Genomic DNA, 20,278 nt, shown 5'->3' with positions numbered 1-20,278 from the left:
GATCCGTGAGCAGCCCGAGCAGCCGGCCCGGTTACGGGGACATACAGCCGGACCGCGGCGGCCAGGCCGAGGCGTTCGACGCGATCGGCGACCGCTACGACGAGGTCTTCCCGCACAAGGAGGGCCAGGTGGCCGCCGCCGAGTGGCTTGTCGGGTCGCTGCCGCCCGGCGCCCGCGTGCTGGACCTGGGATGCGGCACCGGGCTGCCCACCGCGCGCCGGCTGGCGGACGCGGGGTTCGAGGTCGTCGGCGTCGACCTGTCGCGGGTGATGGTCGAGCTGGCCCGGGCGAACGTGCCGGAGGCGGAGTTCCACCGGCTGGACATCGCGGACCTGCGCCCCGGCGGCCCCCGCGATCTGGGCACCTTCGACGCGGTCGCGGCGTTCTTCGCCCTGCTCATGCTGCCGCGCGCGGAGATCCCGCTCGCGCTTCGGACCGTCCGCAGGCTGCTGGCCCCGCAGGGCCTGTTCGCCTTGTCGATGGTCGAGGCCGACGTCGACGATTTCGCGATCCCGTTCATCGGCAGCACCGTGCGGGTCTCCGGCTATCTGCGGGAGGAGTTGCGCGAGGTGGTCGACGGGGCGGGCTTCGACATCGTCGGCGAATCCCTCTACTCGTACGCGCCGGCCTCCGCGGACGTCCAGCCCGAGGAGCAGATCTTCCTGCGCTGCAGACGGAAGCCCGAGCGGTGACGAAGGGCCTCGGGGCCGGCCGCCGTCCGCTGCGGCTCGGCCGGGAAGCCCGCCCGGAGCACACCGGGGCGCAGCTCGACCGGCTGCGTTTCCTCGACGAGGCGACCGGGCGGATCTCCCGCGGTCTGGCACTCGACGCGACGCTGTACGAACTGTGCCAGGCCGCCGTCCCGGCCTTCGCCGACCATGTCTTCGTCCATCTGAGCGATCCGCTGCCGTTCGGGGAGGAGCTGCCTGCCGCCGACCCCGTGCTGCGGCTGTACGCCACCGAGCGGACGCCCGCGCGACCGCCGGACGTCCCGGCCCCGCCCCCGTCCGGTCCGGTCGCACCACCGGAGGTGGCCGTCCGGCTCGCCGGGCTGCTCGACGCCGGCGGGCCCGTGTTCGGCGACGGCCCGGGCGTCGCCCCGGTGGTGGGCGCGCTGCCGACGGCGGCGGACACGGCGGGACCCGTGCCGTCCGGACGGCGCCTGCTCGTCGCCCCGCTGCGCGCCGGCGGCCGGTTCCTGGGCTGCGTCGTCCTGGCCCGCGCGGCCGGCCGGCCGCCGTTCACCGACGAGGACCGGTATGTCGCCGCCCAGCTCGCCGCGTACACCGCGCTCGGCGCGCACCGGGCGGTGCTGTACGGCCGCGAGGCGTCCTTCGCCGACGCGCTGCAACGCACGATGCTCCCGCCGTCGCTGCCCGCGCCGACCGGGGTCCGGCTCGCCAGCCGCTATCTGCCCGCCTCACGGACCTCACGGGTCGGCGGCGACTGGTACGACGCGGTGCCGCTGCCCGGCAACCGTGTCGCGCTGGTCATCGGCGATGTGATGGGGCACTCCCTGACCTCGGCGGCGATCATGGGGCAGCTGCGCACCGTCGCGCAGACCCTGGCCCGGCTCGATCTGCCGCCGGACGAGGTGCTGCACCACCTCGACGAACAGGCCGAACGGCTCGGCGGGCGGCACATCGCGACCTGTCTGTACGCCGTCTACGATCCGGTGCGCCACCGGCTGCTGGTGGCCAACGCGGGCCACCCGCCGCCGCTGCTGCTGCGCCCCGACGGCCGGGCGGAGATCGTCCGGGTGCCGCCCGGGGCGCCGATCGGCGTGGGCAGCGGGGGTTTCGAGACCACCGAGCTGTCCGCGCCCGCCGGCGCCACCCTGCTGCTCTACACCGACGGCCTCGTGGAGTCCCGTGACTCGGACGTGATGGCGGGGGTGGAGCGGCTGCGGGACCGGCTGCGCGCCGCGGCCGCCGGGCCCGCCGGTGCCGCGCCCCCGGCGCTGGAGACGCTGTGCGAGGAGGCGCTGGGCATCCTGGGGTCGCGGGACCGGGACGACGACATCGCGCTGCTGGCCGCCCGGTTCGTCGGCCTCGATCCGCAGACCGTCGCCTCCTGGTATCTCGCTCCGCATCCGCGCACCGCCGGGCAGGCCCGCAGGCTCGTCCGGCGCACGCTGCACCGCTGGGGCCTTGACGTGGTGCACGAGGAGACGGAGCTGCTGGTCGGCGAGGTGGTGGCGAACGCGGTGCGGTTCGCCGGACGGCCGATCACCCTGCGTCTGCTGCGCACGGACGTGCTGCGCTGTGAGGTCGGCGACGACTCGCCGCTGGTGCCGAGGCTGCGGCACGCCCAGCCGAGCGACGAGGGCGGCCGGGGGCTGTTCCTGGTCGACCAGCTGGCGCTGCGCTGGGGAGCGACCCGGCTGAGCACGGGCAAGGTGGTCTGGTTCGAGCAGTCGCTGCCCGCATCGGGGCAGGGGTGCTGACGGCGGTGCTCAGGCCGCCTTCGGCGACTGCGGGGCCGCGGCGGCCCACTCCAGGACGAGCCGCCGGTACTCCTCGCGCTGCTCGACGCTCAGTGTCCCGCCCGACCGCAGCCACAGGGCCCGGATCTGCTCGTTGACCTCCGCGGCCGATCGCTCGGAGGCGGCTTCAACTGTGGTGGACATGGTGTGAAGCATATGCCGATCGGCGTGAAGACGAGGTGAGTAAGTACCCCCGATATGGGACATATCGGACCGTGTTGCTCATCACGTCAATCCACCGGCGAGCACAGGGCACTTCACCCACTCGCCGACGCCCGGCACTGCCCACACCACGGGCACGAGGGCAGCCGGCACACCGGCGAGCGGGGTGCCAGGGGGTGCTCAGGTGCCCGGCTTGCGGCCGTAGACGAAGACGTCGTCGCCCTTCTTCAGCAGCGACCAGTACTTCTTGGCGTCCTTCGTGGTCATGTTGACGCAGCCGTGCGAGCCCGGCGGGTTCCACATGCTGAGGCCGACCGAGTGGAATGCCTGGCCGCCGTCGAAGAACTGGCTGTAGGGCATCGGCACGTCGTAGATGGACGAGACGTGGTCGATGTCCCGCCAGTAGATCTTCTTCAGGCCGGTGCGGGTCTCGTAGCCGTTGCGGCCGGTGCGCACCGGGACCGGCCCGTACACCAGCTTCTTGCCGTCCTGGACCCAGCTCAGCTGGAGCGTCAGGTTGACGCAGGCGATGCGGCCCTTGTTCACCGGGCACTTGCCGGCCTTGTTCGGGTTGTTCCCGACGGCCTTCTGCTTGTTCATCAGGTCCATCACCCCCCAGGTCACCGGGCCCGCATAGCCGATGTTGGGTGTGATGCCGTGCTTGTTCTGGAAGGCCCGGATGGCCTTGCAGTCGGCGGCGGACTGCTTTCCGTCGACCGGACGGCCGAGGAACTTCTCCACCTGCTTCTGGTACGGCCCGGTCTGCGTGGTGCAGCTCGCGGCCTGCGCCGGTGCGGCGCCGATCGCGAGGGTGAGCGGTGCCACCAGTCCCGTGATGCCGAGCGCGACGGCGCCGCGCCTGCCTATGTGCCCCATGTCGGGCCCTCCCCGTGCTGCTGCGTCCGCGGCTCCCGCGGTCCCGGAAACCTAGACCGCCGTGCGACGGCTCGGGTTGCGGGGCCGCTCGGGTTGTGACCGAATGGTGAAGTCCGGTGGCGTGAACGCGGGGCCGCTCAGCCGCCCGCGCCGTCCAGGGCCGCGCGGAACCCGGTGTGGACCGCGGTGAGTCCACCGTCGACGCGCAACGCGGTACCGGTGATCCAGGCGGCATCACGGGAGCCCAGGAAGGCCACGGCGGCCGCGATGTCCTCCGGTTCCCCGACCCGGCCGAGCGGGTAGAGCCCGCGGACGGCGTCGAGTTCGGCGTCCCGCCCCTCCCAGGCCGAGGTGCGCACCGTGCCGGGCACCACCATGTTGACCCGGACCCCGCGCGGGGCCGCATGCCCGGCGAGGGTCCGGGTCAGCGATTCGAGTCCGGCCTTGGCCGCGCTGTAGGCGTGGTTGCCGAAGTCCTGGAGGCCGTTGACGGAGCCGACGAGGACGATCGCGCCCCGTCCGGAGGCGGCCAGGTGCGGGAGGGCGGCACGGCAGCAGCGGAAGCCGCCGGTGAGCGTGACGTCCAGGTCCCGCGCCCAGCCCTCGTCCGGCTCGTCCTCGAAGAGCGGGGCGTCCGGGGTGCAGTGTGCGGCGCAGCACACGAGGACGTCGAGCGAGCCGAAGACGTCGACGGCATGGGCGACCGCGGCCTCCACGCCGGCCCTGTCGGCGACGTCGCAGGCGAACGCCCGTGCCGTCAGGCCCCGTTCGCGCAGCGCGCCCGCGGTCCGCTGCGCCTCGGGCAGATCCCGGTCGGTCACCAGGACCCGCGCGCCCTCGTCGGCGAGCCGACGGGCGACGGCCGCGCCGATGCCACGGGCGGCACCCGTGACGAGAACCGAGTGTCCTGCGAAGCGATGGGGTTCGGTCATGGCAACGACCGTACGGCCGCGACCATCGGTACGACAGATCCCGGCACGCCTTGACCGGGCCGGGACAGCGTGCGGCCATGTCCGCGATCCTCCAGCAACTGCCCGCCCTCTGGACGTCGCGATCTGCGCACTCGGCTCCTGCCTGGCGGTCGTGCGCGAACCGCTGCTGACCGAGGCCGCCGCCCGGGACCGTCCGCGCGGCCGTAGGGGCGGATCTCGCGCTGCCGTCCGGCCATCCGGCGACCTGGCCGACGGACCGTTCGTGGGCCACCGGGAGCCGGTCACCGGACATCCGCTGTCGCCCTTGCCGAGCCGGTTTGTCGGTGCTAGCGGCGCAGCCGGGCGTCGAGTTCGCCCTCGTCGGTCAGGAACCAGAGCTGGTCTCCCTGGTTCGACTCGTACACGAAGTCCCGCAGCGCCGTGCTCCCGGCGAGGTGCCCGGAGATGTCGCCGACGACCGCGAGCCGCAGCCGGTAGGTGGCGAACTTCCGGACGACGGCGCCCGCGACGCCGGAGCGCAGCCGGAAGAACTCGTCCGCGATCCGTTCCACGGGCACCGTGACCAGCTGCGCCTCCTGGCCGAGGGCGTCCCCGATCAGATCGAGCGCCGCGCGCTCACCGTCGAGGAGCGGGCCGTCGGGGGCGCAGCTCAGGACGCGTACGTCCCGCAGGGTCACCAGCGTGTTCGAGGTCATGACAGCCGATCGTACGGTCACCGCGGCGCCGGTTCCCCCGGTTTTCCGGCTCAGTGGCCGCGCGCGATCCACTCCTCAAGGTGCGGGGCCTCGGCGCCGATCGTGGTGGCGTCGCCGTGCCCGGTGAGGACCTTCGTCTCGGGCGGCAGGGTCAGCAGGCGGTCACGGATCGAGGCGATGATGGTCGGGAAGTGGGAGTAGGAGCGCCCGGTGGCGCCCGGGCCGCCCTGGAAGAGGGTGTCGCCGGTGAAGACGGTGGCGAGAGCGGGGTCGTAGAGGCAGACGGCGCCCGGCGCGTGGCCGGGGGTGTGCAGCACGGTCAGATCGGCGCCTGCGGTCTCCAGTACCTGGCCGTCGGCCAGATGCTCGTCCGGGTCCCGGTCGGGGTGGGTCAGCTTCCACAGGGGCAGATCGTCGGGGTGCAGCCAGATGGTGGCGCCGGTGAGGTCGGCGAGCGCGGGGGCGGCGTCGATGTGGTCGTTGTGGGCGTGGGTGCACACGATGGCGGTCAGCCGCCGGTCGCCGACCGCCTCGGCGATGGCGCGGGCGTCGTGCGCGGCGTCGATGACGATGACCTCCTCGTCGTCGCCGACGATCCACACGTTGTTGTCCACCTCCCAGCTGCCGCCGTCGAGGGTGAACCGGCCCGAGGTGACGAGGCGTTCGATGCGCGCGGCCATCACAGCACCACCACCGAGCGCAGCACGTCGCCGCCGTGCATCCGTTCGAACGCCTTCTCCACCTCGTCGAGTTGGACGGTCTCGGTCACGAACGCCTCCAGGTCCAGGCGTCCCTGCAGATGCAGGTCGATCAGCATGGGGAAGTCCCGCGAGGGCAGACAGTCGCCGTACCACGAGGACTTGAGCGCGCCACCGCGGCCGAAGACGTCCAGGAACGGCAGTTCCAGCTTCATCTCCGGGGTGGGCACGCCGACGAGGACGACCGTGCCGGCGAGGTCGCGGGCGTAGAAGGCCTGCCGGTAGGTCTCCGGGCGGCCGACCGCCTCGATGACGACATCGGCGCCGAAGCCGCCGGTCAGCTCGCGGATCGCCTCGATGGGGTCGCTCTCGCGGGAGTTGACGGTGTGGGTGGCGCCCAGGCTGCGGGCCTTGGCCAGCTTGCGGTCGTCGATGTCCACAGCGATGATCTTGGCCGCGCCGGCCAGGCGGGACCCGGCGACGGCCGCGTCACCGACGCCGCCGCAGCCGATGACGGCCACGCAGTCGCCGCGGCCGACGTTGCCGGTGTTGATCGCGGCGCCGATGCCGGCCATCACGCCGCAGCCCAGCAGGCCCGCCACGGCCGGGGAGACGGCCGGGTCGACCTTGGTGCACTGCCCGGCGGCGACCAGCGTCTTCTCCGCGAAGGCGCCGATGCCGAGGGCCGGGGTGAGTTCGGTGCCGTCGGTCAGGGTCATCTTCTGCCGCGCGTTGTGCGTGTCGAAGCAGTACCAGGGGCGGCCGCGCAGACAGGCCCGGCAACTGCCGCAGACGGCACGCCAGTTGAGGATCACGAAATCGCCGGGGGCGACGTCGGTGACACCCTCGCCGACCGACTCCACGACACCGGCGGCCTCATGGCCGAGCAGGAAGGGGAAGTCGTCCGTGATGCCGCCCTGCTTGTAGTGGAGGTCCGTGTGACAGACACCGCAGGCCTGGACGCGTACGACCGCCTCCCCCGGACCCGGGTCCGGCACGACGATCGTCTCGACCCGCACCGGCTGGTCCTTCCCCGGTGCGATCACGCCGCGTACTTCCTGCGCCATGGCCTGGCCCCTTCTGTCGATGTACCCCGTGCATACGGCTCTCCCCCGACCCTACGCGTGACTGATCGGTAACGTCAGGCGAGCAGCCCTGAGCGACCGCGCCCCCGAAGGGGTGCGGGACTATATCGATATGCGGCTCCGCCGCGCGGGCGCGACCAGCCACAACGCCGCCGCAGACGACCGACGACCGACGACCGACGGCGCATCACGGCCCACCCAGCGGAGCGCTCACGCCAGGGACAGGAACAGTTTCTCCAGCCGGGCCTTCGTCTGCTCGGCCGTGGCGCCGTCGGCGCCCTCCTGCTCGCCGTTGAGGCACTGCTGGAGCCCCGTCGCGATGATCGCGAAACCGGCCCGGTCGAGGGCGCGCGAGGCCGCGGCGAGCTGGGTGACCACGTCCTCGCAGTCGCGGCCCTCCTCGATCATCCTGACCACGCCCGATATCTGTCCCTGCGCCCGACGCAACCGGTTGAGCACCGATGACAGCTCATCACCCTCGAACCGCAGCTCCACGGCCACCCCTCCACTCCCTGTATACCCTCAGGGGTATACTATCTCCCCGCTCACCCCATGGTCCCGGATGATCCCGGACATGCGCGAGGCCGCCCGTTTCCGGACGGCCCCAGGTCGGCCGGCAGGGCGCGGCCGGTTACTCGACGGCGGGCAGCAGCCCGGTCACGGGGGCCACCAGATCGGTGACCTGGTGCAGCTCCCCGAGGCCGTGCAGCCCGTTCAGCCCCCGCAGCTGCTCGGAGACGCGCGGGACCTCGCCCCGGTGCGCCGCGGGGATGTCGCTCACGGCGAGCGAGTCGAGCGTCGCCATCGGGCTGATCTTCCCGGCGTCCTGGGCGGGCGCGGGTGCCGCGTGCGCGAGCGGTGCGGCGAGGCCGGTGACACCCGCGGCGAGCCCGACGGCGGCGACGATACGTCGTGTTGGGATCATGTCCTCAGCAACGGCACCGGGTACGTGGCGGACACGGGCGCCCGGCGCCGCTCACCCGTGAGGCGCAGCGGCCAAACTGCGCTTGCCGGTGCCGCCGGGGCGCAGGACGCTCGAAGAAGGGGCCCGCACGGCCCGCTCCTCGCCGGGCCGCGGCCCCTCGAAGGAGGTCACCATGGGCAACGCGACCGGCTCCGCCTTCACCGCCGAGACGCTGCGCCGGGGCATCGAGGGGAACACCGGGAACAGCCTTCTGTCGCTGTACGCGGACGACGCGGAGATCCGCATCGTCGACCGCCACACCCAGCCCAGTCACCCCAAGGTCCTGCGCGGCCGGCCGCAGATCGCGGAGATGATCGACGACATCTACAGCCGCGACATGACGCACCACCTGGAGCAGTGCGTCGTGCAGGGCGACCACGCCGCCTACAGCGAGTCCTGCGAGTACGCGGACGGCGTCCGTGTCCTCGCCGAGTCCATGATCACGCTGCGCGACGGAAAGATCGCCGAACAGATCCTGATCCAGGCATGGGACGAGTAGCGAGAAGGGCCGCGAGGGTCCAGGTCACCTCCCGTCCGACCTGGACCCTCTCGGCCCGGGCACCCTTCGGCGGCCGACCGGGCGCACGGCACACCCGAACGACAGCCGTGCCCCGCCCAGCAGCCTCGGCCCTACACCGAACACTCCTGCACCCGACACACCCCCGCTCATCCGCGGCCGGGCGGGGGTGATCAGGGGAGCCATGCGCTGTACTGCATGACGTCGCCGGGCCGTGCACCGTACTCGGGGTCGGCCACGCGGAAGGTCAGCTCCAGGCCGAGCACGGCTCCGGTGGCCGGGTCCAGGATCAGCATCCGGCGGGCGCCGCCCGCGTCGTACACATACGCCTGGCCGGGCCGTCCGAGGCGGTCGGTCACGCGGCCGGCGGGGCGCAGGCCCGGGGTGTCGGCGAGGAGCCGTACGAGCGCCGCCGACTCGCGGGCGCCGAGCGTCCAGTGGTCCAGCAACTCCTTCGTGGCGTCGAGGAGTTCGCTCGTGGTCGGGGAGCCGGTGCGAACGGTCTCGGCGAGGTAGTCGCGCAGCCGCGCCGGGTCGTGCGGGGGCTCCGCCTCCGGCGGGGCGTCGCTCCAGCTCGGCGGGTAGGTCCGCCGGCTGAGTACCTGCCCGTCCGCGACCCGGCGCGGCCCGTCGCCCTCGTCGGTGAGGACGGGACGGCCGGGGTGGCGGGGATCGGTCGCGACGACCACTTCGGTGCGGCTGGCGTCGGGGTGCCAGCGCACGACGCGTTCCTCGGGCAGCGTGACCGGCGGCCGGTCGTCGCTCATGCCGAGGCTCCAGGTCTGCACATGGGTGCCCTTGCGCAGCCGCGGGGAGCCGTCCGCGGCGGCCGCCTCGGCCAGCTCGGCGAGCCGGTCCAGGGGGACGGCGGCCGAGTCGGGGCGTACCACGAGCGGGCGGGGCGCGGCGATGGCGGGGGTGGTGCCCGTGCTGCCGAGCAGCGCGGCCAGGACCGTCGCCATGACGACGGCGCAGGCCGCCAGGGACCAGGCCAGCCGGGTACGGCGACGGCGGCGGCCGGGATGCGGGTCGTGCAGCAGCCGGTTCAGGACACGTTCGCCGTGCTGGTCCAGCGGCCCGTCGCCGGTGTGCGGGCCGTTCGCCGGCACCGGGTTGGCGCGGCGCAGCAGGTCGAGTTCGTCAGCCATGGCCGTGGTCCTCCGAGGGGGTCGCGTCGACGGGGGCGGGGCGCGGCGCCGGGTCTGCGTCGGCGGTGGCCGGGTGTGTACCGACGGGGGCCGGGTGTGTACCGGCGGTGGACGGTGACGGGCCGGCGGTGGACGGGTGTGCGCCCACCTTGGCCGGTGACGGGTCGGCGGGGGCCAGGTGCGCATCGGCGGGAGCCGGGAATATACCGGCGGTGGACGGTGACAGGTCGGCCGTGGACGGGTGTGCGCCGACCTTGGCCGGTGACGGGCCGACGGTGCCCAGGTGTGCATCGGCGGGAGCCGGGTGCGCGCCAGCGGCGGACGGTGTCAGGTCGGCGGGGGCCAGGTGTGCATCGGCGGGAGCCGGGTGCGGGCCAGCGGTGGACGGTGGCGCACCGGCGCGGACCGGTGGTGCGCCGACGGTGGGCGGGTGTGCACCGGCGGTGGGCGGTGGTGGGGTGGTGGGTACGGCCGGGCGGATGCGGTCGATCTCGGCTTTCAGGCGGCGCCGCGCCCGGTGCAGGCGCATCGCGGCGGCCCGGGTGCCGCAGCCGAGGGCGACGGCGACCTCGTCGATGCCGAGGTCCTCCCATGCCGTCAGGCGCAGCACCTCCTGGTCGGCCGGGGAGAGCCGGGCCAGCGCGTCATGCACCCAGGCGCCGGGTGCCTCCGTGTCGGGGCTGTCCACGATGTGCCGGCGGTGCGCGGCGTCGTCGTTGCCGAGCCGGTCGACCAGTCGGCGCCGGCGGCCCCAGCCGCGTACCGCGTTCGCCAGGCAGTTGCGTGCCACCCCGTACAGCCAGGGAAGCGGCGCGGGCGGCAGTTCGGCCCGGCGGCGCCAGGCCACCGTGAACACCTCCGCCACCACTTCCTCCACCGCGTCGGTCCGCCCCGCCAGTCGCCGTGCGACATAGCGGGTGACCGCCCAGTAGTGCTCGCGATAGGCAGCGGCGAAGATCTCGTCGTTGCTCATGCCCGGTTGGTGTCCGGCACCGGCCGGATCGTCACACCCCCGCTCCGTGATTCTTGTCGCGCCCTTCGAGTGTGACCCGCGCTGACCGTGCGGACACAGGCGGGGTGTGAAGAGCATCGACCTCAGGTTCCCCGACCCCAAGGGCGTCAGATGGCTGACGACCACCGATCACAAGACGATCGGGACGCTGTATCTCGTCACGGCGTTCGGTTTCTTCTGCCTGGGTGGCGTGATGGCGCTGTTCATGCGCGCCGAGCTGGCCCGGCCCGGTCTGCAGATCATGTCGAACGAGCAGTTCAACCAGGCGTTCACGATGCACGGCACGATCATGCTGCTGATGTTCGCGACGCCGCTGTTCGCCGGCTTCGCGAACTGGATCATGCCGCTGCAGATCGGCGCGCCGGACGTGGCCTTCCCGCGGCTGAACATGTTCGCCTACTGGCTGTATCTGTTCGGCTCGCTCATCGCGGTCGGTGGCTTCCTCACCCCGCAGGGCGCGGCCGACTTCGGCTGGTTCGCCTACTCCCCGCTGTCCGACGCGGTCCGCTCGCCCGGCATCGGCGCCGACATGTGGATCATGGGTCTGGCCATGTCCGGCTTCGGCACGATCCTCGGCTCGGTCAACTTCATCACCACCATCATCTGCATGCGCGCCCCCGGCATGACCATGTTCCGCATGCCGATCTTCGTGTGGAACGTGCTGCTGACCGGTGTGCTGGTGCTGCTCGCCTTCCCGGTCCTGGCCGCCGCCCTGTTCGCGCTGGAGGCCGACCGCAAGTTCGGCGCCCATGTCTTCGACGCCGCCAACGGCGGAGCACTCCTGTGGCAACACCTCTTCTGGTTCTTCGGCCATCCAGAGGTGTACATCATCGCGCTGCCGTTCTTCGGCATCATCTCCGAGGTCATCCCGGTCTTCAGTCGTAAGCCGATGTTCGGCTACATGGGTCTGATCGCCGCGACCATCGCCATCGCCGGCCTGTCCGTGACCGTGTGGGCGCACCACATGTATGTCACCGGCGGTGTGCTGCTGCCGTTCTTCTCCTTCATGACCTTCCTGATCGCCGTACCGACCGGGGTGAAGTTCTTCAACTGGATCGGCACCATGTGGAAGGGCTCGTTGTCCTTCGAGACACCGATGCTGTGGGTCATGGGTTTTCTCGTCACGTTCGTCTTCGGCGGCCTGACGGGCGTCATGCTCGCCTCTCCCCCCGTCGACTTCCACATCTCCGACTCGTACTTCGTGGTGGCCCACTTCCACTACGTCGTCTTCGGCACCGTGGTCTTCGCGATGTTCGCCGGATTCCACTTCTGGTGGCCGAAGTTCACCGGCAAGATGCTGGACGAACGCCTCGGCAAGATCACCTTCTGGACGCTGTTCACCGGCTTCCACGGCACGTTCCTGGTGCAGCACTGGCTGGGCGCGGAGGGCATGCAGCGCCGGATCCCGGACTATCTGGCGGTGGAGGGATTCACCACGCTCAATACGGTCTCCACGGTCTTCTCGTTCCTGCTGGGTCTGTCGATCCTGCCGTTCCTGTACAACGTGTGGAAGACGGCCAAGTACGGCAAGAAGGTCGAGGCCGACGACCCGTGGGGGTACGGCCGTTCGCTGGAGTGGGCGACGTCCTGCCCGCCGCCGCGGCACAACTTCCTCACCCTGCCGCGGATCCGCAGCGAATCCCCGGCGTTCGACCTGCACCACCCCGGGGTGTCCGGGGAAGCCGGGGAGCGGGAGTTGACGGCGCCGTGACCGCCACGGACGACGGGGCGCGCCAGGCGCGGGCGCTGGTCCGGGAGATCGAGGGTCATCTGCTGCTGGCCGCCGCCCGCGAGGAGGGCCGCATGGCCGCGGCCCGGCTCGCGGGGCGGCTGGGCTGGCTGACCGATACCCAACGTGAGGATCTGGAGCGGCAGTTCGAGGCGGAGTACCTGGGTCTGGCCCGTGCCTGCTGGCAGCGCACGGCACAGCGCGCCGAGGAACTGCGCCACGCGTACGAGAGCCGCTACCGGGCGCTGCGGCAACGCCTGCTGGCCTGCTTCCTGCTCGCCTGCGCGGTGCTTTCGGCGACCTTGCTGCTGACCCTGTCCGCAGCCCGCTGAGCGCTCCGCTGCACATGCCGCGCTAGGCCGTCGGTCGGCTACGGCGCCGTTGTGGCTGGTCGCGCAGTTCCCCGCGCCCCTTCGGGGCGCTGTCGCACCGCATCGGATTTCACTGGACCTGCTCAGCCCCGCCCCCGGCCGATTTTGTCGTGCGCGCGGTCTTGTGGCGGAGGCCACCCCACCTTACTTTTCAGTAAGTTCACTCTGAAGGCGCCCGTGTTCAGACTTCTCGCCCTGTCAGGGCACGCCCCCGCACGCACCCGCACCTCCCCCACCCAGAGGAGAGAGCAGTCATGCCCGCCTTCACCACCAGGCACCTGTGCGCCGTGGCCGCCGCACTCGCCTTGACCGCCACCGCTCCCGCCACCGCCGCTACCGCCGCCGCGTCCGGTGCCCCGGCGCTGCGCGAGGTGCTGTTCGTCGGCAACAACTGGGACGGCACCGCGGACGTCATCGCCTCCCGCGGCGACTTCACGAGGATCGGCCGGCTCGACGTCGTCCCGGACAAGGAGCGGCGGATGGCGGAGATCAACGCCGATCCGATCAAGTGGATCTACTTCATGGCCATCCGCAACGGCGTCGGCGAGGGCCACGACCAGTTCGCGGACGACATGTACTCCACCCCGGACGGCAGGTCGGTGGTGGTCTCCCGGCCCAGCTTCGCCGACGTGGTCTCGATCGACCTGGCCACCGGAGCGGTCAACTGGCGCTTCCCGGTGTCCGGTTACCGCGCCGACCACATGGCGGTCTCCCCCGACGGCACCCGGGTCGCGGTGTCCGCCTCGACCGGCAACACCGTGCACGTGCTGGACATCGGCACCGGCAGGCAGCTCGGTTCCTTCGCCACCGGTGACAAGCCGCACGAGAACGTGTTCACCAAGGACGGCAGATACCTCTGGAACATGTCCATCGGGGACGTCAACACCGCCCTGGACGACCCGTTCTGGGACTGGACGAAGGGTGACCGGCACATCACGGTGGTCGACGCGACGACGTATCGGCAGGTCAAGGTCATCGACATGCGCGAGCGCCTGGACGCCATCGGCCTCGACGACTTCTCGGACGCGGTCCGCCCCGCGGTCTTCTCCCCGGACGAGTCGAAGCTGTACTTCCAGGTCTCCTTCTTCAACGGCTTCCTGGAGTACGACGTCGCCGCCGACCGGATCACCCGGGTGAAGACCCTGCCGAAGAACCCGGCGACCAGCGAGGACCGCACCACCTGGGTCAACGACTCGCGCCACCACGGCATCTCGATGAGCCCGGACGGCACCAAGCTGTGCGTCGCGGGCACGATGGACGACTACGCCACCGTCGTGGACCGGGCGACCCTCCAGCAGGGCCCGCTGGTCGCCACGTCCAAGCCGTACTGGGCGACGGTCAGCGGCGACGGCAAGGACTGCGTGGTCTCCGAGAGCGGCGCCGACCAGGTCACCGCGATCGACTTCGCGACCGGGCGGAAGGTCGCCTCGGTCGCGGTCGGCGATCATCCGCAACGCGTCAGGCTGGGCCATGTCCAGGCCGACTGGACGGCTCCCGCGGGCGGCTGACGGCAGGTGCGGTGCCCGGATCCGGTGGGCGGCGGCCCACCTGAACCGCGGGCCGCCGCCGGCCGGCACCGCGCGGCCGGCGGGCCTCAGCCGCCCAGCCGGTTGGTGACGTTCAGCAGGTACTCCTTCCGGTTCAGCGGGTTGTGGTCGGTGCGCGGGCGCTCGGGGACCCTGCCACGGGTGACCGGGGCCCAGTGGTCGAAGGCGGTCTCCAACTCGCCCTCGCCGCGGGTCAGTCCGGGCAGCCGCTGGTCGAGTCCGTGCACCCGGGCGGCGGGCACCGCGCCCTCCAGCACGCACACCGAGCCGTGCGCCCGGGTGCTCTGCGGCACCGCGGCGAGCCGCGCGAGCACCGGCAGCAGGGTGCCCAGGGTGTCCGCCGGGGCCTCGATGCGGAAGCGGTGCATCGGTTCGTACACCCGGGTGCCCGCGCGCCGCAGCGCCTCGATCAGGACGAGCGGGGTGAGACCGCGGAAGTCGGCGCCGGTGCTGGACATGCTCTTGTCGAAGCCCTGGTGGGCGTGGCTCTGCCGGGGCGAGTAGCCGCTGTGGGTCATGGTCACCGCGCAGTCGGTGACCCGCCAGCCGTGCAGCCCCTGCCCGAGGGTGTCGCGCACGGTGTCCTCGACGGCCTTGAAGAAGGCGTACGGCATCGAGCCCAGCTCCACCGCCAGCCGGAAGCCGACGCCCGAGCCCACCGGGGCGGCGTCCACTCGCAGGCCGACGGTGGCGAGGAACGGGTTCCCGTCCTTCTTGTTGAACTCGACGGCCGCTCCGCTGCCCACCGGGCGTTCGACGCAGATGACGGTCGTCTCCCGGAAGGTGACGTCGAGGCCGTACTCGTCGGCGAGGGTCGCCTGGATCACCTCCTTCTGCACCTCGCCGTAGAGGGAGACGGAGGTCTCCTGCCGCCTCTCGTCGTGGCGCACGCCGATCAGCGGGTCCTGCTCGGCGAGCTGGGTGAGCGCGACGTGCAGCGCCCGCCGGTCCACCTGCGGGCCCGGCACGACGACGGTCTCCAGCGTCGGCGGCGCGAAGTGCCGCCGGTGGGCGGAGCGCGGACCGTCCGCGCGCTCTCCGGCGTCCGTGGTGTCCGGGGTCCCGCGGATGGTGTCCCCGATCCGGATGCCGCCGAGGCCCCACAGCCTGCCGATCCGGCCCGCGCCGACGCTCTCCTGCCGGACGTCGGTGCCGCGGTCGAAGACGCTGACCGCGGTGACCTTCCCCTCCTGCGGGCCGTCCCCGAACAGGATGCGGTCGCGGGTGCGCAGGGTGCCGGTGAAGACCCGCGCGTAGGCGACCTTCTCCCCCGCCGGGCCGCGGTCGACCTTGAACACCGTCGCCGACAGCGGCCCGTCGGGGTCGCCCGCGGCGGCGGGCAGCAGTTCCTCGATCCCGCCGAGCAGATCGGCCACGCCAGCGCCGGTGACGGCCGAGCCGAAGTAGACCGGGTGCACGCGGGCCCGCCGGGTCTGGGCGGCGAGGGCGGCGCGCAGCCGGGCGGGCGGAACGGAGTCCTGCACATAGGCGGCGAGCAGGTCGTCGTCCTGGTCGGCGAGTACGTCGAGCGCGGCCGGGAAGAGCCCGGGCACGAAGCGGGCGTCGCGTGAGCCGAGGCCGGTGGTGGTGCCCATCGGCACGAGCGCCGGGGTGAGCCGGCGGGCCATGGCGCGCAGCACCTCGTCCTCGCCCGCCCCGCGCCGGTCGATCTTGTTGACGAAGACCAGCGTGGGGATGCGCAGCCGCCGCAGGGTCCGCATCAGCACCCTGGTCTGCGCCTGGACGCCCTCGACGGCCGAGACGACCAGGACGGCGCCGTCGAGCACGCCGAGGACCCGTTCCACCTCGGCGATGAAGTCGGGGTGGCCGGGTGTGTCGATGAGGTTGACGGTCACGCCGTCGAGCGGGAAGGAGACGACCGCCGACTTGATCGTGATGCCGCGCTGCCGTTCCAGCGCGAGGGTGTCCGTCCGGGTGCTGCCGGCATCGACGCTGCCGACCTCGTCGATCACTCCGACGGAGTGCAGCAGCCGTTCGGTCAGGCTGGTCTTACCGGCGTCTACGTGCGCGAGGATTCCGAGATTGAGCAGATGCACTGTGCGTGATGTCCTTCGGCATGGGTGGGGTTCCTTCCTGCGGAGACATGCACGCAGCGCGCATCGTGGGTCCTCTCTGTGTGACGACTGGTCCGGTGCAGTGCAGCAGCACCGGCACTCGGGCCGCAACGGATTAACGGCCGGGCGCGAGGCGGCGGCGCAGCGCTCGCCGCGACCCCACCCCGGTCTTAGAGTGACGTACATCACGTCCGGTCGCCGGTATCCCTCGCTCACGCCCGCACGGTCTGGAGGGCACATGACCCACATCAAGGTGAAGGTGGACGGCACGCGCTACGAGGACGACGTGGAGCCCCGTCTCCTCCTCGCCCACTACCTGCGCGACCGGCTCGGCCTGACCGGCACCCCGATCGGCTGCGACACCTCCAACTGCGGGGCCTGCACGGTCGACCTGGACGGGGCGACCGTCAAGAGCTGCTCGGTGCTGGCCGTCCAGGCCGACGGGTCCGAGGTGACCACCGTGCAGGGCCTGGCCCGCGACGGGCGGCTGACGGCGTTGCAGCGCGCCTTCCACGAGCAGCACGCGCTCCAGTGCGGCTACTGCACCCCCGGCATGATCATGGCGGCACGGGATCTGCTGCGCGAGAACCCGCGCCCCGGCCCGGACGAGGTGCGTCAGGCCCTGGAGGGCAACCTGTGCCGCTGCACCGGCTACCAGAACATCGTCCGCGCGGTGCTCGCCGCCTCCGGACAGCAGCCCGCGTCCGGGCAGGAGAGCGCTCAGGAGGTCACGGCATGACCGATCAGGCCGTAGCACGCGAGGTCGGCCGCTCCCGGCTGCGCAAGGAGGACGCCCGGCTGATCACCGGCCAGACCAACTGGACCGACAACATCCAGGTCACCGGCCTGCTGCACCTCGCGGTGCTGCGCAGCCCGATGGCCCACGCGCGCATCCGCGCACTCGATGTGTCCCCTGCGCTCGAACGGCCCGGTGTGGTCGCGGCGTTCAGCGGCGCCGACCTCGCCGACGGGCTGGGCTCGCTGCCGTGCGCCTGGCCGGTGACCGAGGACATCGTGCTGCCCGGCCACCCGCCGATCGCGGTGGACGAGGTCCGCTACGCCGGTGACCCGGTCGCCGTGGTGGTGGCCCGCGACCGGTACGCGGCGGCCGACGCGCTGGAGGCGGTCGAGGTCGACTACGAGCCGCTGGAGCCGGTCCTCGACCTGGAGGCCGCGCTCGCGGACGACGCCCCGCTGGTCCACTCCGACAAGGGCACCAACCGCAGCTATGTGTGGCCGCTGGCGACCGGCGAGAGCTTCGCCGCGGTCCGCGAGCGCGCCGAGGTCACCCTGCGGCGCCGCTACCACCAGCAGCGTCTGATCCCCAACGCGATGGAGCCCCGCGCGGTCGTCGTCACCCCGCTGGCCGCCTCCGGCGAGTACACGGTCTACTCGGCGACGCAGATCCCGCACATCCTGCGGATCATGCTGGCGACCGTCACCGGTGTGCCCGAGCACAAGCTGCGCGTGATCGCCCCGGACGTGGGCGGCGGCTTCGGTTCCAAGCTCCAGGTGTACGGCGAGGAGGCCATCGCCCTGGCCGTCGCCCGCAGGCTGGGCCGCCCGGTGAAGTGGACCGAGTCCCGCTCCGAGGGCTATCTGGCCACCCACCACGGCCGCGGCATGATCCAGGACATCGAGGTGGCCGCCACCCGGGAGGGCAGGCTGCTCGGCCTCAAGGTGGACCTGATCGCCGACATGGGCGCCTATCTGATGCTCGTCACCCCGGGCATCCCGATCCTCGGCGCCTTCATGTATCCGGCGATCTACAAGATGGACTCCTACGAGTTCACCTGCACCGGTGTCTTCACCACCCGGACGCCCACCGACGCCTACCGCGGTGCCGGACGCCCGGAGGCGACGTTCGCCATCGAGCGGATCATGGACGAGCTGGCCGCGGAGCTGGGCCTCGACCCGGTCGAGCTGCGGCGCCGCAACTGGATCCGGCACGAGGAGTTCCCGTACACCACCATCGCCGGGCTCACCTACGACAGCGGCGACTACGAGGCCGCGACGGACAAGGCCCTCGCCCTGTTCGGCTACGACGAGCTGCGCGCCGAGCAGCGCGAACGCGACGCGCGCGGCGACACCGTACGCCTCGGCATCGGCGTGTCGACCTTCACCGAGATGTGCGGCCTCGCGCCGAGCCGGGTGCTGCGCGACCTCAGGTACGGGGCCGGCGGCTGGGAGGCGGCGAGCATCCGCATGCTGCCCACCGGCAAGGTCGAGGTGGTCACCGGCACCAGCCCGCACGGGCAGGGGCACGAGACCTGCTGGAGCCAGATCGCCGCCGACGTGCTCGGCGTGCCGTTCGAGGACGTCGAGGTGGTGCACGGCGACACCCGGTCCGCACCGCAGGGCATGGACACCTACGGCTCGCGGTCGCTGGTGGTCGGCGGCGAGGCCGTGCACAAGGCGGCGGCCAAGGTGGTGGACAAGGCCCGGAAGGTGGCCGCGCACCTGCTGGAGGCGAGCGAGCAGGACCTGGACTTCACGGACGGCGTGTTCTCCGTGAAGGGCTCACCCGAGGCACGCAGGACCATTCAGGAGATCGCCTTCGAGACGTTCTCCTCGCACGACCTGCCCGACGGCATGGAGCCGACCATCAACGCCGAGTATCTGGTCGACCCGGAGAACTTCTCCTACCCGCACGGCACCCATCTGTGCGCGGTCGAGGTCGACACGGAGACCGGGGCGACCCGTATCCGGTCCTACGTCTGCGTGGACGACGTCGGCCGGGTGGTCAACCCGATGATCGTCGAGGGGCAGGTGCACGGCGGGCTCGCGCAGGGCATCGCGCAGGCCCTGTACGAGGAGGCCGTCTACGACGACGAGGGCAACCTGGTCTCCGGCACCATGGCGGACTACCTGGTGCCGTCCGCGGCGGACCTGCCGGACTTCGTGACCGACCGCACCGAGACACCGGCCGCGTCGAACGCGCTGGGCGTCAAGGGAGTCGGCGAGGCGGGCACCATCGCCTCGACGCCCGCCGTGGTCAACGCGGTCGTGGACGCGCTCAGGCCGTTCGGCGTGCACGACGTGCGGATGCCCTGCACACCGGAGCGGGTCTGGCGGGCCGTGCGGTCGGCCGCCGCCGGGAAGGAGGCCGCCGCATGATTCCGCCCGCGTTCGAGTACACCCGTCCGCACAGCGTCGACGAGGCGGTGCGCGCGCTCGCCGAGGCGGGCGACGAGGCGAAGGTGCTGGCCGGCGGGCAGAGCCTGCTGCCGCTGCTGCGCCTCAGGCTGGCCTTCCCCGAACTCGTCGTGGACGTCGGCCGCATCCCGGGGCTGCGCGGGGTCCGCGAGGACGGCGACAGCCTCGTCATCGGTGCGCTGACCACTCACCACGACCTGATCCGCGACCCGCTGGTCCGCCGGCACGCGGGACTGCTCGCGGCGGCCACACGGACCGTCGCCGACCCCGCCGTACGGCACCGGGGCACCCTCGGCGGCTCCCTGGCGCACGCCGACCCGGCCGGTGATCTGCCCGCGGTGCTGCTGGCGCTGGACGGCGACATGGTCGCCGTAGGCCCACGGGGGCGGCGCACCGTCCCGGCGGGCGAATTCTTCGTGGACTACTTCCAGTCCGCGCTGGCCCCCGACGAACTGCTGGTTCAGGTGCGGGTACCGAAGACGGACGGCTGGGACTTCCACTACGAGAAGTTCCACCGGGCCGCCCAGTCCTGGGCGATCGTCGGCGTGGCCGCCCTGGTGCGCCGGGACGACGGCCGGATCGCCGAGGCCCGCATCGGCCTCGCGAGCATGGGCAGCACCCCGCTGCGGGCGGTGGCCGCCGAGCGGGCCCTGGCCGGCGCCGCGGATCCGGACGCCGTCACCCGGGCCGCCGAGCAGGCCGCCGAGGGCACCAGGCCCGCCCAGGACGTGTCGGGCTCGCCCGAGTACCGGGCGCACCTCGCGCGGGTGCTGACCCGGCGGGCGGTCCTGACCGCCACCGGAGCGAGGTGAGCGCCGATCACCCG

At 72.2% G+C, this 20,278-nt stretch carries 19 protein-coding genes and 1 pseudogene; 9 read left to right on the top strand and 11 right to left on the bottom strand.

Going from position 1 to position 20,278, the window contains the following annotated elements; translation table 11 throughout:
- The first annotated feature begins 5 nt into the window (after positions 1–5).
- Both AC27LF_RS27000 and AC27LF_RS26995 read left to right on the top strand, forming a co-directional pair.
- Complete coding sequence (locus tag AC27LF_RS27000; protein ID WP_479660912.1) at positions 6–692, top strand: class I SAM-dependent DNA methyltransferase; 687 nt, start codon at positions 6–8, stop codon at positions 690–692.
- Entirely contained in the window at positions 689–2,446 is a 1,758-nt protein-coding gene (locus tag AC27LF_RS26995) for an ATP-binding SpoIIE family protein phosphatase (RefSeq protein WP_479660911.1), read from the top strand. The genes AC27LF_RS27000 and AC27LF_RS26995 overlap by 4 nt, the downstream gene beginning before the upstream one ends.
- Positions 2,447–2,455: 9 nt before the next feature.
- On the opposite strand, the gene AC27LF_RS26990 is transcribed toward AC27LF_RS26995, so the two are convergent.
- From AC27LF_RS26990 to AC27LF_RS26955, 8 genes are all read right to left on the bottom strand, one after another.
- A complete protein-coding gene (locus tag AC27LF_RS26990; protein ID WP_351740751.1) occupies positions 2,456–2,641 on the bottom strand; it encodes a hypothetical protein in 186 nt (61 codons plus the stop codon).
- Between the two features lie 186 nt (positions 2,642–2,827).
- The gene (locus tag AC27LF_RS26985; RefSeq protein ID WP_479660910.1) at positions 2,828–3,523 is read right to left on the bottom strand and encodes a L,D-transpeptidase family protein; all 696 of its coding nucleotides are present in this window, start codon (positions 3,521–3,523) and stop codon (positions 2,828–2,830) included.
- Between the two features lie 137 nt (positions 3,524–3,660).
- Positions 3,661–4,455: an SDR family NAD(P)-dependent oxidoreductase gene (locus AC27LF_RS26980; RefSeq protein WP_479660909.1), complete on the bottom strand. Its 795-nt coding sequence runs from the start codon at positions 4,453–4,455 to the stop codon at positions 3,661–3,663.
- Positions 4,456–4,781: 326 nt separating this feature from the next.
- Complete coding sequence (locus AC27LF_RS26975) at positions 4,782–5,150, bottom strand: DUF4180 domain-containing protein (RefSeq protein ID WP_479660908.1); 369 nt, start codon at positions 5,148–5,150, stop codon at positions 4,782–4,784.
- 50 nt (positions 5,151–5,200) lie between these two features.
- Positions 5,201–5,830 carry an MBL fold metallo-hydrolase gene (locus AC27LF_RS26970; RefSeq protein ID WP_479660907.1) on the bottom strand — a complete coding sequence of 210 codons (630 nt, stop codon included), beginning with the start codon at positions 5,828–5,830 and terminating at the stop codon, positions 5,201–5,203.
- Positions 5,830–6,915 (bottom strand): S-(hydroxymethyl)mycothiol dehydrogenase, encoded by a 1,086-nt coding sequence (locus AC27LF_RS26965; protein WP_479660906.1) that lies wholly within the window; start codon positions 6,913–6,915, stop codon positions 5,830–5,832. Before AC27LF_RS26965 ends, AC27LF_RS26970 begins: the two co-directional genes overlap by 1 nt.
- Before the next feature lie 228 nt (positions 6,916–7,143).
- Positions 7,144–7,428: a metal-sensitive transcriptional regulator gene (locus tag AC27LF_RS26960; protein ID WP_479660968.1), complete on the bottom strand. Its 285-nt coding sequence runs from the start codon at positions 7,426–7,428 to the stop codon at positions 7,144–7,146.
- 136 nt (positions 7,429–7,564) lie between these two features.
- A complete protein-coding gene (locus AC27LF_RS26955) occupies positions 7,565–7,858 on the bottom strand; it encodes a hypothetical protein (RefSeq protein WP_479660905.1) in 294 nt (97 codons plus the stop codon).
- Between the two features lie 172 nt (positions 7,859–8,030).
- Here AC27LF_RS26955 and AC27LF_RS26950 point away from each other — a divergent pair, with 172 nt between their 5' ends.
- Complete coding sequence (locus AC27LF_RS26950; protein ID WP_479660904.1) at positions 8,031–8,396, top strand: nuclear transport factor 2 family protein; 366 nt, start codon at positions 8,031–8,033, stop codon at positions 8,394–8,396.
- Between the two features lie 191 nt (positions 8,397–8,587).
- On the opposite strand, the gene AC27LF_RS26945 is transcribed toward AC27LF_RS26950, so the two are convergent.
- Complete coding sequence (locus tag AC27LF_RS26945) at positions 8,588–9,562, bottom strand: CU044_5270 family protein (protein WP_479660903.1); 975 nt, start codon at positions 9,560–9,562, stop codon at positions 8,588–8,590.
- A 469-nt stretch (positions 9,563–10,031) separates the two neighbouring features.
- A pseudogene (locus tag AC27LF_RS26940) lies at positions 10,032–10,535 on the bottom strand (RNA polymerase sigma factor); the annotation flags it as partial.
- Between the two features lie 106 nt (positions 10,536–10,641).
- Here AC27LF_RS26940 and ctaD point away from each other — a divergent pair.
- The 3 genes from ctaD (at position 10,642) to AC27LF_RS26925 (ending at position 14,182) form a co-directional block, all read left to right on the top strand.
- Entirely contained in the window at positions 10,642–12,285 is a 1,644-nt protein-coding gene (gene ctaD / locus AC27LF_RS26935; protein WP_487231277.1) for an aa3-type cytochrome oxidase subunit I, read from the top strand.
- Entirely contained in the window at positions 12,282–12,635 is a 354-nt protein-coding gene (locus AC27LF_RS26930; protein ID WP_479660971.1) for a hypothetical protein, read from the top strand. Before ctaD ends, AC27LF_RS26930 begins: the two co-directional genes overlap by 4 nt.
- A 293-nt stretch (positions 12,636–12,928) precedes the next feature.
- Positions 12,929–14,182 carry a YncE family protein gene (locus AC27LF_RS26925; protein ID WP_479660972.1) on the top strand — a complete coding sequence of 418 codons (1,254 nt, stop codon included), beginning with the start codon at positions 12,929–12,931 and terminating at the stop codon, positions 14,180–14,182.
- Positions 14,183–14,268: 86 nt separating this feature from the next.
- Here the strand turns inward: AC27LF_RS26925 and AC27LF_RS26920 are convergent, their stop codons facing one another.
- Positions 14,269–16,278 carry a GTP-binding protein gene (locus tag AC27LF_RS26920; RefSeq protein ID WP_479660973.1) on the bottom strand — a complete coding sequence of 670 codons (2,010 nt, stop codon included), beginning with the start codon at positions 16,276–16,278 and terminating at the stop codon, positions 14,269–14,271.
- 256 nt (positions 16,279–16,534) lie between these two features.
- Between AC27LF_RS26920 and AC27LF_RS26915 the strand changes: the two genes are divergently transcribed.
- From AC27LF_RS26915 to AC27LF_RS26905, 3 genes are read left to right on the top strand one after another with little or no spacing between them, the layout of a single operon-like run.
- Positions 16,535–17,035, top strand: coding sequence for a (2Fe-2S)-binding protein (locus AC27LF_RS26915; RefSeq protein WP_479660974.1), 501 nt, complete (start codon positions 16,535–16,537; stop codon positions 17,033–17,035).
- Positions 17,032–19,413: a xanthine dehydrogenase family protein molybdopterin-binding subunit gene (locus AC27LF_RS26910; protein ID WP_479660975.1), complete on the top strand. Its 2,382-nt coding sequence runs from the start codon at positions 17,032–17,034 to the stop codon at positions 19,411–19,413. The genes AC27LF_RS26915 and AC27LF_RS26910 overlap by 4 nt, the downstream gene beginning before the upstream one ends.
- Positions 19,410–20,264 (top strand): FAD binding domain-containing protein, encoded by an 855-nt coding sequence (locus AC27LF_RS26905; RefSeq protein ID WP_479660976.1) that lies wholly within the window; start codon positions 19,410–19,412, stop codon positions 20,262–20,264. The genes AC27LF_RS26910 and AC27LF_RS26905 overlap by 4 nt, the downstream gene beginning before the upstream one ends.
- Positions 20,265–20,278: the final 14 nt, after the last annotated feature.

This window comes from Streptomyces diversicolor (assembly GCF_057537855.1).
The sequence above is the reverse complement of the archived record's forward strand: the minus strand, read 5'-3'. Positions and strand labels throughout refer to the sequence as shown.